The sequence below is a fragment of the Candidatus Methanarcanum hacksteinii genome, from assembly GCF_964305265.1.
GTDB lineage: Archaea > Thermoplasmatota > Thermoplasmata > Methanomassiliicoccales > Methanomethylophilaceae > Methanarcanum > Methanarcanum hacksteinii.
This window is the reverse complement of the sequence record NZ_CAYATA010000003.1, coordinates 408,673-422,042: the sequence shown is the minus strand read 5'-3', so window position 1 is coordinate 422,042 and position 13,370 is coordinate 408,673. Positions and strand designations below refer to the sequence as shown.

Annotated in this window: 18 protein-coding genes and 1 pseudogene; 15 read left to right on the top strand and 4 right to left on the bottom strand. The window is 46.7% G+C overall.

Annotation, left to right across the window (positions count from 1 at the left end):
• The first annotated feature begins 163 nt into the window (after positions 1–163).
• The 8 genes and pseudogenes from ACI2NF_RS06940 (at position 164) to ACI2NF_RS06905 (ending at position 6,003) form a co-directional block, all read left to right on the top strand.
• Positions 164–1,351 (top strand): ATP-binding protein, encoded by a 1,188-nt coding sequence (locus ACI2NF_RS06940; RefSeq protein WP_400147550.1) that lies wholly within the window; start codon positions 164–166, stop codon positions 1,349–1,351.
• 281 nt (positions 1,352–1,632) lie between these two features.
• Positions 1,633–1,857 (top strand): type II toxin-antitoxin system RelB family antitoxin, encoded by a 225-nt coding sequence (gene relB / locus ACI2NF_RS06935; RefSeq protein ID WP_022532204.1) that lies wholly within the window; start codon positions 1,633–1,635, stop codon positions 1,855–1,857.
• Positions 1,854–2,120, top strand: coding sequence for a type II toxin-antitoxin system RelE family toxin (locus tag ACI2NF_RS06930; RefSeq protein ID WP_400151421.1), 267 nt, complete (start codon positions 1,854–1,856; stop codon positions 2,118–2,120). Before relB ends, ACI2NF_RS06930 begins: the two co-directional genes overlap by 4 nt.
• 401 nt (positions 2,121–2,521) lie before the next feature.
• The gene (locus ACI2NF_RS06925; protein WP_400211268.1) at positions 2,522–3,460 is read left to right on the top strand and encodes an ATP-binding protein; all 939 of its coding nucleotides are present in this window, start codon (positions 2,522–2,524) and stop codon (positions 3,458–3,460) included.
• A 49-nt stretch (positions 3,461–3,509) separates the two neighbouring features.
• Positions 3,510–4,022 (top strand): GNAT family N-acetyltransferase, encoded by a 513-nt coding sequence (locus ACI2NF_RS06920; protein ID WP_400211267.1) that lies wholly within the window; start codon positions 3,510–3,512, stop codon positions 4,020–4,022.
• A gap of 38 nt (positions 4,023–4,060) precedes the next feature.
• A complete protein-coding gene (locus ACI2NF_RS06915; RefSeq protein ID WP_400149984.1) occupies positions 4,061–5,236 on the top strand; it encodes an aconitase X in 1,176 nt (391 codons plus the stop codon).
• A pseudogene (locus ACI2NF_RS06910) lies at positions 5,233–5,610 on the top strand (aconitase X swivel domain-containing protein); the annotation flags it as partial. The gene ACI2NF_RS06915 and the pseudogene ACI2NF_RS06910, both read left to right, overlap by 4 nt.
• Complete coding sequence (locus tag ACI2NF_RS06905; RefSeq protein ID WP_400152679.1) at positions 5,611–6,003, top strand: NUDIX domain-containing protein; 393 nt, start codon at positions 5,611–5,613, stop codon at positions 6,001–6,003.
• A gap of 1 nt (position 6,004) precedes the next feature.
• Here ACI2NF_RS06905 and fen read toward each other — a convergent pair whose 3' ends face one another.
• Together fen and rpe are read right to left on the bottom strand one after the other, a co-directional pair.
• Positions 6,005–7,033 (bottom strand): flap endonuclease-1, encoded by a 1,029-nt coding sequence (gene fen, locus ACI2NF_RS06900; RefSeq protein WP_400149985.1) that lies wholly within the window; start codon positions 7,031–7,033, stop codon positions 6,005–6,007.
• 9 nt (positions 7,034–7,042) lie between these two features.
• Positions 7,043–7,690 carry a ribulose-phosphate 3-epimerase gene (gene rpe, locus ACI2NF_RS06895; protein ID WP_400149986.1) on the bottom strand — a complete coding sequence of 216 codons (648 nt, stop codon included), beginning with the start codon at positions 7,688–7,690 and terminating at the stop codon, positions 7,043–7,045.
• 125 nt (positions 7,691–7,815) lie between these two features.
• Between rpe and ACI2NF_RS06890 the strand changes: the two genes are divergently transcribed.
• A complete protein-coding gene (locus ACI2NF_RS06890; protein WP_400147693.1) occupies positions 7,816–8,016 on the top strand; it encodes a hypothetical protein in 201 nt (66 codons plus the stop codon).
• 8 nt (positions 8,017–8,024) lie between these two features.
• The gene (gene rnz, locus ACI2NF_RS06885) at positions 8,025–8,957 is read left to right on the top strand and encodes a ribonuclease Z (protein WP_400211266.1); all 933 of its coding nucleotides are present in this window, start codon (positions 8,025–8,027) and stop codon (positions 8,955–8,957) included.
• On the opposite strand, the gene ACI2NF_RS06880 is transcribed toward rnz, so the two are convergent.
• Positions 8,923–9,486 carry a CBS domain-containing protein gene (locus ACI2NF_RS06880; protein WP_400147699.1) on the bottom strand — a complete coding sequence of 188 codons (564 nt, stop codon included), beginning with the start codon at positions 9,484–9,486 and terminating at the stop codon, positions 8,923–8,925. The two genes, rnz and ACI2NF_RS06880, sit on opposite strands and share 35 nt — an antisense overlap.
• A 103-nt stretch (positions 9,487–9,589) precedes the next feature.
• Here ACI2NF_RS06880 and ACI2NF_RS06875 point away from each other — a divergent pair, with 103 nt between their 5' ends.
• Genes ACI2NF_RS06875 through ACI2NF_RS06860 form a run of 4 tightly spaced genes read left to right on the top strand, consistent with a single transcriptional unit; the run spans position 9,590 to position 12,580 of the window.
• A complete protein-coding gene (locus ACI2NF_RS06875; protein ID WP_400149988.1) occupies positions 9,590–10,816 on the top strand; it encodes a methionine adenosyltransferase in 1,227 nt (408 codons plus the stop codon).
• Positions 10,816–11,397: a DUF4443 domain-containing protein gene (locus tag ACI2NF_RS06870; protein WP_400148131.1), complete on the top strand. Its 582-nt coding sequence runs from the start codon at positions 10,816–10,818 to the stop codon at positions 11,395–11,397. The genes ACI2NF_RS06875 and ACI2NF_RS06870 overlap by 1 nt, the downstream gene beginning before the upstream one ends.
• A complete protein-coding gene (locus ACI2NF_RS06865; RefSeq protein WP_400206265.1) occupies positions 11,397–12,344 on the top strand; it encodes a TIM barrel protein in 948 nt (315 codons plus the stop codon). The genes ACI2NF_RS06870 and ACI2NF_RS06865 overlap by 1 nt, the downstream gene beginning before the upstream one ends.
• 32 nt (positions 12,345–12,376) lie before the next feature.
• Positions 12,377–12,580, top strand: a complete 204-nt coding sequence (locus ACI2NF_RS06860; RefSeq protein ID WP_400152960.1) for a hypothetical protein — start codon at positions 12,377–12,379, stop codon at positions 12,578–12,580.
• Between the two features lie 35 nt (positions 12,581–12,615).
• On the opposite strand, the gene ACI2NF_RS06855 is transcribed toward ACI2NF_RS06860, so the two are convergent.
• A complete protein-coding gene (locus ACI2NF_RS06855) occupies positions 12,616–13,044 on the bottom strand; it encodes a C-GCAxxG-C-C family protein (protein ID WP_177971695.1) in 429 nt (142 codons plus the stop codon).
• A 167-nt stretch (positions 13,045–13,211) separates the two neighbouring features.
• Here ACI2NF_RS06855 and ACI2NF_RS06850 point away from each other — a divergent pair, with 167 nt between their 5' ends.
• Positions 13,212–13,361, top strand: a complete 150-nt coding sequence (locus ACI2NF_RS06850; RefSeq protein WP_177971696.1) for a 50S ribosomal protein L40e — start codon at positions 13,212–13,214, stop codon at positions 13,359–13,361.
• Positions 13,362–13,370 lie beyond the last annotated feature (9 nt).

Sequence of the window (13,370 nt, the reverse complement as noted above, 5' to 3'; positions counted from 1 at the left end):
ATATTGTAGATTAACCTGTGATTTCTGGATATACAATTTTTCTAGATTTTTCGAAAGTCTTTGTGAATATTGCACAAATCTACGATTTATCAAATTATTATAAACTTATTACATAAATCCACGATTAATAAAAGATATATACATGCTATGCCATGTCTAAAACATGGGGAAGTATCTGGTACGTGAGCAATACCTCAGTAAGATTCGTGCGGGTCGTGATGACACAGGGGTTATCAAGGTCATAACGGGAATGAGACGTTGCGGAAAATCAGTCATTCTTGAATTATATGCGGAAGAGCTCAGACAGTCCGGCATTTCCGAGGAGGACATAATCTTCATCAATTTCGAGAAGTTTGAGTTCCAGAAGATAAAGACCAGCGAACAGCTGAATGATTATCTTCATCAGAGGATCGATCCGAACCGCATAATGTACGTTCTGTTGGACGAGATACAGGATGTGAAGGATTGGGAACTATCCCTTTCGGCACTTAATGCAGAGAAGAACTGTGATGTTTATGTTACTGGTTCCAACTCAGATATGCTTTCATCACAGCTAGCCACCCGTATATCCGGCCGTCACACGGAGGTCGAGGTATTTCCTTTGTCCTTCTCTGAATACATGGAGATGCATGGATACACCGATAGGGAGAAGGCATTCATCGAATATCTTGAATGTGGGGGGTTACCGGGAGTAGACCCTTCGAGGGATCAAAGGTACAGGCAGGACTATCTCCAGGGCGTATACAACACCATCGTCGTCAAGGACGTACTGAGGCACGTCAACGTTAGCGACCCCATGAAGGTGGAGGCGATTGCGAGGTTCCTATATGCAAATATAGGCAACATCACTAGCAAGTCTTCCGTAGCGGAGGGCACAGGAATCCCCGAGTCCACTGTGGGGATATATATGAAGGCCATGGAGGATGCGTTCCTCATACTCCCATGCGACCGTTACGATATGGTAGGAAAGAAACTGTTTTCGACCATCGGGAAATATTATGTCACCGATCTGGGGATGAGGAAAGCCGTTCTGAATATCGCCGCAGGCACCGACATAAGCAAACCTTTGGAGAATCTCGTATACGTTGAACTGCTACGCAGAGGGTATAACGTCAGGGTCGGATGTTACAGGGATTCTGAGGTGGATTTCATCGCCGTGAGATACGACACCATGGAGTACATCCAGGTATGTCAGACTATGATGTCGGATGACACCAGGAAACGGGAGATCAAACCTCTGACGAGGCCGAAGGACAATTATGTTAAGACTGTCTTGACTCTGGACCGCTTCGGTCTTGGGAACGAGAACGGGATACTGATTAGGAATGTTTTGGATTGGTTGCTGGAGTAATTTTGATAATTATGGGGTTTCTGTTTTTATGACGTCATCGACAAAGGATATGGGATCGGCATCAGTTACTGCGTGATTGATCGTTTCTGATGTTAATGATAAATGAAGGCTATTAATCAACGGTACGTACCAATATACTCTACACGATACCATGCCGTATCTGATTTTTTCATGTCTGGCCTATGTATAGGGCGGATCCCGGCGGGTCCGCATCAGATTCGAGTTCGAATCCTACGTTGACATTTAAATAGTACAATGTACTACATATCATCAGTGATCAAATGGCATTCTCGATAAGACTCACTGAAGATGAAGAAATTCTTGCCAGAAGATATGCGGCGCTGATGGGTGTCTCTATGGGAGAGGCCTTCAAACAGGCCCTTTTCGAGAAGATCGAGGATGAATATGACATCGCTGTGGGCGAAGCGGCATATAGGAGATACCTCGATAATCCGAAGACCTATTCTCATGCAGAAGTCCTCAAGATGTTCGGTGATGAAGAGTGAGCTATTTCGTCGAATATACCGACGATACTATCAAGCAGCTGAGGAAGATGGATCGTTTCACGAGAACGATGATCCTCAATTGGATCTCCAAGCATCTTGATGGTACTGACAACCCTTTCGCTTCAGGAAAAGCACTGACTGGCGATAAGGTTGGATTGTGGAGATACAGAGTGGGGAACTATAGGCTCATTAGCAAGATCGACAAAGGAAAACTTGTGATCCTGCTGGTCGAGATAGGGCACAGATCCAACATATACGACTAAATTCGTCAGTTGGCCAAGTTTTTTTTTCATCAGATAAGTTCCGAACTTATGCCTTTATAAAGGGTATAAGTTATCACGATTTCTGATGTCTGGCTAATGCTTTAAGCGGTTCCCAGCGGGCCCTCCTAGTTATCGAAATGGTTTGATACTACAGTATATTGGGAGCATGCTGAAAACCGAGTATTTGTCCATTCGGGCTTTTATGCACTTCACTCGCATAAATGCAATTCTTTATCGAAAAAAGATGGGCGGTAAATCTATGCTTCTATGAAAGGATAAAATTGAAAAATAATATAATTTATCATTACAAAGAATGATAAAAATTAAATTATATCATACTTTATCATTGTATGAAATGATAAAATCGTAATTATCTAATAATCAATAAGAGATGGTACCTCATGGAAGATTCTTTGGTATCACGTGACAGGTATTTCGCTGAGATCGAACCGTATGTCGGCAATGGCAATGCTAAAGTGATAACTGGCATACGTCGCTGCGGAAAATCGACATTGTTGGAGATATACCGCCACCGTTTGACCGATGCCAATGTTGTCTACATAAATACAGAACTCCACGAATTTTCTAGCCTTGGCGATTGGGAAAAACTCCTCTCTTATATCGAATCGGAATACCGCCAGGGTATCGATAATGTTCTGATAGTGGACGAGATCCAGAACATAGAGAAATGGGAACTGATCATATGTGATCTTATTGCCAGGAAAATGTTCGATATCTACCTGACAGGATCGAATGCAAATCTGCTCTCGTCTGAATATTCAACCCATCTCGGAGGCAGATTCAACCGCATACGCATGCTCCCCTTGTCGTATGAGGAATGCAAGGTTTTTGCGGAACGCTTCCTGTCGAAAAAGGATGTATTGGACAGATACATGCGTGTTGGTGGATTCCCAATCCTGTGGATCTCGGATGTGCCTGAGAGATCGTGCATGCAGACCGTGAGGGATATCACAGAGGTGATCCTTTCGAAGGATATTGAACAGAGGTTCAACATACGTAATCATGTACTCTTGAGGGATATCTACTGTACGATACTGTCCACTATCGGTAGTTATGTTTCTTCCAATAATATCTATTCCACCATTAGATCGACGGGTTCGAAGACAACTGTAGATACGGTGAACGAATACATCGGGCATCTCGAAGCGGCGAACCTGATAATACGTGCTAATGTGTTCGATCTCAAGGGTAGGAGGACCCTTGAGAACAAACACAAATACTATGCCACGGACCTGGGGCTGAAACATTCGTTATTGGGATACAGACCAGAGGATATCTCCGGGCATATGGAGAAAATTCACATAATGTTTCAGTGTTAACGGTACACATGGCTGAGGTTTATCTACATTGCGAGCTATAAGGCGGGCTATGCTCACATATGATGTCGTAGAAGGGTTCACGAAAGAGATGTCTGAACTCTATTCGTCGGCTTTCACTGAGATAGAGAAGGTTCCGGAAGAGAACATCCTTAGGACCATAGGAAGGGGCGGGAAACTGATAGAGTACCGCGATGATGGCAGATTCATCGGTTTCACCTTGACATTCACATCAGGGGAATGTACCTTTTGGATATACTTGGCGACGATTCCAGAGGTACGTGGGAAAGGATACGGTTCCAAATTGATCGATATGGTGAGAGAGACACATCCTGGAAAGAGGATATTCCTTGTCGTTGAGCCGATGGATGTGACATCAGATGATTATGAGATGAGGGTCAGGCGTCAAAGATTCTATGAGAGGAACGGTTGTGTGAATCCAGACATAACACTCATCTCTGACGATGCACCCTTCGATTCGATGTATGTCTCCGGCGTATTGACCGAGGATGAGATGCGCAGGACCGTATCGTTGTATGAGGACATACATAATGGGAAGGTCTGAGCAGTAACCCTATCTATCATGACCCCATACTTCGCATTATGGATCTCACAAAGGAAGAGCAGTCCATCCTCGATGGCGAATTCGGGGAGGGTGCACAGAAAGCCATCGAGTTGATCGTGGCACTAGGGAAGATTTATGGTGCGGACGGTCTCGTCGATATAACGTCGGCGCATCTGTCGGGTGCGTCCTATAAGACCATCGGCGATGGCGGATTGCTCTATCTCGAGGATATGGTGAATGGCGGTGCCAAGGTCACCGTTCCATCGACATTGAATCCTGTCGGCATGGACAGGAAGAGATGGAATGAGATGCATATAAAGGATGATTTCGCTGAGAAACAGATCCGTATCATAGATCTCTATGGAAAGATGGGGATCCAAACGACATGCTCATGCACACCCTATGATGGTGTAAACGTCCCTAAACTGGGCGATCATGTGGCATGGGCAGAATCATCTGCGTTATCATACGTGAATTCATTCATCGGTGCACGGACCAATAGGGAGGGCGGCCCAGGTGCACTTGCGGCGGCGATACTTGGAAAGACCGCTAATTATGGATTACATCTGAAAGAGAACAGGGCGCCCACCGTTGTGATCGATGCCGATATCCCTGATACTTTGTTCTCGCATTCGCTTCTCGGACAGGCCGTAGGTTCGGTCATCGGCGGAGGGATACCTTACTATAGGGGCATAAAGCCTGGGATGGAGGAAGGGAAGACGATGGCTGCTGCCATGGCCGCGGCAGGTGCCGTTGCAATGTTCCATGTGGAAGGCGTAACACCTGAATGGAAGGATTTCGATGTTTCAGAGCTTGAAGTGGTGCACATAGGGAAGAAAGAACTCGATGATGCATACGACAAATTGAACACTGCCGACGATGTCCAATTGATAGCTATCGGATGCCCTCATCTGACAGAGAAGGAGATGCACGAGATAGCTTCCTTACTCAAAGGCAAGAAGAAGAGGAGGACAGATGTAGAGATATGGTTCTGCACGTCGGAGAGAGTGAGATCCAAATGTCCTGAGGATGTCAGGATAATGGAGGAGTTCGGACCGGTGTTGGCGGATACGTGCATGGTGGTATCGCCTATCGAAGGAACGTTCTCGAGGACTGCTACCAACTCATGCAAAGCAGGCAACTATCTGCCCACATTATGTTCTCAGAAGGTCATGTGCAAAGATATCGCTGAACTGTTGAAGGTGGTAGAGTGATGTTGAAAGGACGCTCGATCTATAGAGGCAAGGCTGAAGGGAGGGTTTTGAAATTACAGAATGCCCTCAGTTTCCTCGGTGGCGTGGAAGCATCCACTGGTGAGATCAAGGTGGAGAACGGAGGAAACGTCGCAGATAGGATATTGGTGTTCCCAAGAGGCAAGGGGAGTACAGTCGGATCCTTTGTGATGTATGATCTCAAAGCACACGGGAAGTCACCGCTTGCGATCATTAATTCGTCAGCGGAGACGATCGTCGCCACCGGTGCCGTGATATCATCAATCCCGATGATCGATGGTATCGATGTCGATCTGATCAAGGATGGCGATAGAGCAGTGGTAGATGCCGATAGCGGGACCGTAGAACTCCCGGATGTGGTCAAGAAGACCGTAGCATCATCCGTCGTCATGGTCGATGGGAAGATATTGATGCTTCATCGCCCAGCTACTGCCAGATCATATCCTGGACGTTGGTCACTCGTATCCGGTAAGAGGGAGGATGGGGAACAGATGGTGGATACCGCGAGAAGGGAGATATTCGAAGAGACGCAGATCAAGGTTTCCGAGCCGATATCATCGTTGCCTCCGGTGTACGTTAGGGAGAACAACATCATCTGGGAAGTGTATCCATTCCTCTTCGATGCAGGGGAACAGAGACCGATCCTTAACGGTGAGAACACAGAGTATAGACTTGTGACACCGGATGAGATGAAAGGATTGGATCTGGTGGATCTCACAATAGAGATGGTCTCAAACCTTACCAGATGATCTAGAACCAAGCGTCAAGGGACCTTTGTTGTCTCTTGGCCTTGTTATTCTTCCTTGCAGTCTCGATCTTGGTGATAGCAGACGTCACACGTTCTTTGGAGAAATCGTGATCGACAAGGAATTCTATCGTAGCATCCTTGTCTATCTCCTTAGGTGATAGGTCATAATCATTGGAATATGTGCCTCTGAGGAATATGTCTCTGATCTCCTGATATTCGGGGATCTCCTTCCCGAGGTGTTCCAAGGCTCCTTCTATGTCGCCATAGTCCTTGATGAGTTTGAGTCCCTTCTTCGGGCCGATACCGGATATCCCGTTGTTGAAATCAGTTCCCATCAATATGCATACGTCGACCAATTGTTCTCTGCTGATATCCAATGCTGATAGGAATTCGGACGAATCGATGATCTCTGTCTTCACATCCTTGTACATGTCCTTACCAGGTATCTTCCTCCTACCGGTTATGGTCATGTTCCTCACCAATGTCGGTGCACCGAAGAGCAATGAGTCGAAATCCTGTGATGCGGAAGCGAATACATCTCCTTTCGCACACATGTAGGCGCCTTGTGCCTCTCCATCGCTTGGAGCATATACGACGGGAAGGCCGAGGTATCCGAGCAATTCTTTGGATGATTCAAGAATATCGGGAGTCATCCTCGAAGTCTGTTGAGCCTTGGAGAATGCCTTCTTGGTATCCCCCTCCCTCACAGCCTGCTCCCATTCCTTCTCCGCCTTCTCTCTTCTTTCTTTACGTTCGTTGAGTGTCCCCATCTTCAGTTCATGCGGCTTCCCATCGAATATGAATGATGGTTCTATTCCTGCCTCGATGAGGTTAGCGGTCCTGTACAATAATCCGGACAGATGGGATGTGACCCTGCCCTTTCTATCCTCGAGAGGATGTCCATCGGGCTGTCTTATTATTGATAGGAATTGATAGATCGTGTTGTATGCATCAATTGCAATGTGTTTGCCATTGAGTTCACTCAATTCTATGTATCTTGGTTCAGTCAGATCGGAAAGGTTCACTCCCATGAATACACCTCAGAATCCATGCCACAGTTTGATCTCTGGGGACATATCATCCATCTTGAACAGATATGATCCTGCTGCAAGTACTGTGGCGCCTGCATCCGCACATCTCTTCCCCGTGTTGCGGTTTATACCTCCATCCACGGAGATGTCATATCTGAGTCCATTCTCATCGGCATATCTCCTTAGGAATTCAATCTTAGGGATGCCTTCTTCGCGGAATGATTGTCCTCCGAATCCAGGCTGTACGGTCATGACAAGTACGAGATCCACCTTGTTCAGGTATATTGTGATATCCGATACGGGCGTCCCGGGATTCAATGATATGCCTGCTTTGAGACCATTCTCATGGATCTTATCGATGGCACCCATTATGTCCCCTTTGGCTTCGGTGTGTACCGTCAATATGTCCGCACCGGCTTTCGTGAAATCATCGATGTAACGTATGGGATCCTCGATCATCAGGTGTACATCGAATGGTAGTTCGGAATTCTTCCTCACCGCTTTTATTATCGGTGCTCCTATCGTTATGTTCGGGACGAACATCCCGTCCATGACATCCAAATGTATCCAATCCGCACCAGACCTTTCAACTCTTTCGATCTCTTCACCGAATTTAGAGAAATTGGCCGATAGCATGGATGGGGATACTTTCACCATGGTCCACAGGATGGATTGCCCGATATATTAGTGCTTTCTGTAAAGCTATCATACGACATCAGAATGATGGCGAATCCGATGATCGCGACCTTAAGTTAATATCATCCTTGTACGATAGACGATGTATGTCACACGTGACCAAAGAGGAGATTTGTGATGTTGATGGATGCGACAAGGTCGCAGAGAGATCACTCAATATCAAGAAGGTCAGCGAAACGTCGCTGATCCTCAAGAATCCTGACGCAAGGAGCGTTCACCTTTGCAAGGATCATTACAAGATCCTGAAGAAGGAGACCAAGGGCGACATCCCCGATTACTTAGGATGAACTAGGGCATGTTCGAGATACTGTTCGCAGGAACGGGTGCATCCATCCCTTCCAGAAGCAGATCCCTCCCTTGTATCGCGATCAAACATGGTAGGTCATTGACCTTATTCGATTGCGGAGAGGGATCTCAGCGTCAGCTGATGGTATCTAGATTCTCATTCATGCGCGTGGACAGGATATTCATAACTCACATGCATGGTGATCATGTACTTGGGCTTCCTGGATTGCTGTTGACGATGGGATTGTCCGGGAGACGTGAACCTGTCCAATTGTTCGGTCCGAAGGGCATCTCACTGACCATAAACTCCATGTTGGATGCCTGCGAGGGGGAATTGGAATTCGAACTGATCGTTCATGAGATGGAACCAGGTGATGTGGAGAGATTCAACGGTTTCTCGGTATCTGCATTCAGGACCGAGCATAATTGCCCATCGTTGGGATATCTGTACAAGGAGGATGACCGTTCAGGTTCATTCGATAAGGAGAAGGCGATGAGATTCGGCCTCAAACCCGGACCTGATTTCTCAGCAATACAAAGAGGCGAGGAGGTACGCGGAATATCTCCGGAGATGATTATAGGCGAAAAAAGACCGGGTCTTTCCTTGGCATATCCTGGTGATACACTCATATGTGATTCCGTATCCGAAGCGATACGTGGGGTGGACGTGCTCATACATGAGGGGACGTATCTGGAGAAGGATTCTGAATTGGCTGTTGCGCATTTCCATTCCACGATCAAGGATGTCGCGAAGATGGCCAAAGAAGCCGGGGTCCGCCAATTGATGATCGTCCATGTTAGCAATCGTTATGGCGAAGAATCGGGACCGAGCATAGAGGCCAGTACGTATTTCGAAGGCTCAATCATCCCCAAGGATCAGGACATATACATGGTGTGTGACGGAGGAGTTAGATTAGTTTCAGAAGATCCGACGTCGTTATGATCCCGACTATCTTCCCATTCTTGTGAACGAGTACAGCATCGCAATCATTCATCATCTTGGTCACTGTACTCATCGAGATGTTCTCTGGTATCACAGGGTAGGAATCATTCATGACCTTGTAGACTGGCATATTCACAAGATCGTCCATCGTGGCACCTTTCATCAGGAGCTTGGATATCGTACGTTCCGATATGCTGCCGACAGGCGTTTCGCCTTTCAACACAGGTAATTGCGAATAACCGGTCGATTTCAGAAGTTCGGATGCCTCATGTACAGCCATATCACTCTGCACGGTAGCAACATCCTTGGATGAGATATCCTTCGCTAGAAGTTCCTTCTTGTCGTCATTTCCCATCCTTTCCAGTGTTTCGAACAGTTTCACAACGGTCGCATAGCTTGCAGATATGGATTCCCTCTCTATCTTAGCTATCGTACTTTGGCTTATACCAGATTCCACAGACAATTGTGATTGGGTGATGTCGAGGGTCTTCCTCATCTTGCGGATATCTGATATGGGTGGGAACTTCATATCATAAGAAGATTAATATTCGTATAAGAATATTTATGTCACATTCATTTATATGTAAGGAGAATATCGGAAAAATAATTATTCCCAAAGGGAGCCCGAATATATGGCAAATAAGAACATCTATGTCGAAGGTATCTGTGAGATGCCTGTGCCTATGAGAAAGATCGAATTGGTTGAGAGGAAAGGTATTGGACACCCCGATTCGGTTGCTGATGCATTGGCAGAGGAAGTCAGCAAAGCACTCTGCAAGATGTATAAGAAAGAATTCGGAACTGTACTTCACCACAACACTGATGAGACACAGATCGCAGCCGGACAGGCAAGCCCGAAGTTCGGCGGTGGACACATCATCGACCCATCATACATTCTTCTCGTGGGCCGTGCGACCACAAACATCACAGACGTCAAGACGAAGGACATACGCTGTCTTCCATGCAAACCGACCGCACTCGCTGCAGCCAGGAATTACTTGAAGAAGACGTTCCCCAACCTCGATGTGGATTCGGAGGTCGTTCTCGATGCAAGGCTTGGACAGGGTTCCGATGATCTCAGAGGAGTTTACAAATCATCCAAGATCCTCGCTAACGACACATCATTCGGTGTCGGTTATGCACCATATTCGATAACTGACCGTTTGGTACTCACGACCGAGGAATACATCAACGGCAAGATGAAGGACATCCTCCCCGAGACGGGACAGGATGTCAAAGTGATGGCATCAAGGGTCGGAAACGACATCACGATGACAGTGGCTTGTGCGATGGTCGACAAGTACATCGACGATCTCGAACACTACAAATCCGTGGTCGAGCAGATGTATGACAAAGTGAACCAGCACGCACTAGACATCATCGGTGATGAGAAGATCAATTTCAAATTGGATATCAACACGGGTGACGATTACGACAAAGGCGTGATCTATCTCACATGTACCGGTCTCTCTCAAGAGATGGGTGACGACGGTTCCGTCGGAAGAGGTAACAGATGCAACGGCCTTATCACACCTTACAGGCCCATGTCCATGGAAGCTACGTCAGGTAAGAATCCGATCACACACATCGGAAAGATCTACAACGTGATGTCCAAGCTCATCGCTGAGGACGTCGCTAAGAAGGTCTCACCCGAGGTCGAGGTAAGGGTAAGGATCCTCTCACAGATCGGAAAGCCTGTCTCTGAACCTCTCAACTGTAACATACAGCTCGTTTCAGCCACAGAGGATAAGAAGATCGGACAATGGAAACAGGAAGCCGAATCGATCGCATACGAGTGGCTTGACAATGTCGACAAGGTCACAGACCTTATAATCAATGGAAAGGTTAGGACATTCTAATGAAGATCATCGAGTCACCTCAATACGGGCCAATGTTCCGTTTCACTGATGCAAATGTCTACTGGGCACTCCATATACTTTCCAGCGGAAAACGCATGGGGCGCAAAAGGTTGGCAGATGAGATAGGCGTCGGAGAAGGCAGCATGAGGCGCATATTGGAGACTCTTCGTGAATGGGAGATGATACAGATCAAACAGTCTGGAATCACCATAACCCGTTCAGGATTGGGTTTCCTTTCCGAGATCCCACTCAAAGTCATCGATGTGGACCTCGGCGATTCGATCGTAGGTGACTACAGCCAATCCGTGCTCGTATTCAATGTTGCTGACAAGATACAGAATGGGATGCAACAGAGGGATGCGGGCATAAGGGTAGGCGCGACCGGATGTACGACATTGGTGATACGTGATGGCAATCTTATCATACCTCCTGATTGGAACATGGATGTAGAGCGCCCAGAGATCGCCAAGAATGTACGTGCGACGGGCATAACGGATAAGGACGCCATCATCGTGGGCAGTGGTAACGACCAACGTACTGCGATGATGGCCGCACTTACCGCTGCATTCGAGTTATTCTGATGAAGCACCTGATATGTGATTCGGTCTATTCGAATGATGTGGTCATCCCATCACTGATACGGGAGACGGACCATGTCGAATTATTGACAGGGTATTCTCCTGTATCAGGATATGATCTTGAAAGAGTGGAATCCGTACATCTGCCATACTCAACGGATTGGTATGGAGTGTGGTCAGGAGAAAGGAGGATCACCGATGATGTCGATGATGCCTCGATACCTTTCATGTACTACGGTTCCGACAAGGATGAGATCGTACAGAACATGATTGAGGCGATACAAATAGCACAGCCTCTCAAACCTCAATATGGCGTATTGCATGCATGCAATGCCAATTTTGACGAATTGTTGTGTAGAACGTATTCCGATAGCGATTCTAAGATATTGTCCGCTTTCGCTGAGATGATGAATGAGGTTGCATCATCATTCGGCGGTGATATGCCGTTCGAATTGGCATTGGAAAATCTTTGGTGGCCAGGGATGAGGATGGTGGATACATCCTGTTACAGATTTTTGGAGAGTCATCTGGAGTTCGATAACTGGTCGATATGTCTTGATACGGGCCATCTCCTTATAGCTGCAGGCGGATCGGATTCAGAATCCGAATCGATCGAGTTGTTGAATCATATCGTAGATGGATATCAGAAGGATGTTCTGGACAGGATACGTGTGATGCATCTTCACAACAACACATCAAGATTATTCGCGAGATCATTCGTTGCACCAGATGATTTCTGTGAACTTGGCCATATGGGGCGTTATTCCGCCGCATATCGTTTCATCTGTGAATTGGATCAACACCGTCCGTTCACGGATCCATCCATAGTAGGATTCGTGGAGCGGATCTCACCCGAGTTCGTAAACCATGAGATGGGTGCAGTGGATCCACTGGAGCGCGTCTCTGATTACAACATACAACGCTCACTTTTCAAGAAGGATTATATCTGAGTCTATTCGTATGTGTATCGAGGTGTAAACAGATGGCGATGGATAAAGACAATGCAATCACCTTTATTGTCATCCAACTCATATTGTTGGTTATTGCGATATTGGTCGTAGGCGTTGTGGCACTCATATTCGGATTGCTGGCAGACATCGACAAGGTCAGAGACGGTCTGCAATACGCAGTACTCCTTCTATGCTCCATGTTGATCGCAGGCGCAATATATCTGAAGAAAAACTAATCGTGGTGCTGTCAAACAGCACCCCTCTTTTCCTTTTAAAGTATCTTCTCGAGTATGTTCACGACATTCATGCACAGACGTGGACAGAATTCTGTGTAAATCCCGCTCTCGTATGCTTTGAGATTCTCCTCGTCGATACGGACGTCGAATCCTGTCAATTCGGGGCATGTGGTCCCTTTGTAGAGTTTCCTGAACTCCATCATGAACTGTTCCCTCTTGATGATGGCCATCCCCTTATCCGACATCTTCGGGGTGGATCCTCCATACTTCAGGCCGATGACAACGAAAGCACCGAGGAGTGCACCGCATATGCTGCCTTCGAAGAGCCCCATGCTCATCAACGATGTGCATCTCATAACATCTGCTTCATCGATGTCCTCGAATCTATCCATGAATACATGGACGATGGATTGTGCACAGTCATAGCCTTCTGAATAGAGCTGTTGCGCTTCTTCGAATTCCATGCGCATCAAATCGACCCATGAGTTAATAAAAACGATTCCTTGCAAGGATGGAACTGCCGTGTGGGATCCACTGGTATGGGGCGGATGACGCATCTTATTTTCTTTATTGTATAGAAGAACGAACACTTAAATATATGAGCAATATTGGGTTGCCCAGAGGAAATCAAATGGCACGCTTCAAAGAGGCTGAGAGCAGATTGTTGGACAAGTCTGTCTGTATGAGCTGCTACGCCACTAACCCTAAAAATGCGACCAAATGTCGTAAATGCGGATACAGCAACCTCAGGCCTAAAGCAAAAGAGAGCAGGAAGCAGTGAGCTTCCCAT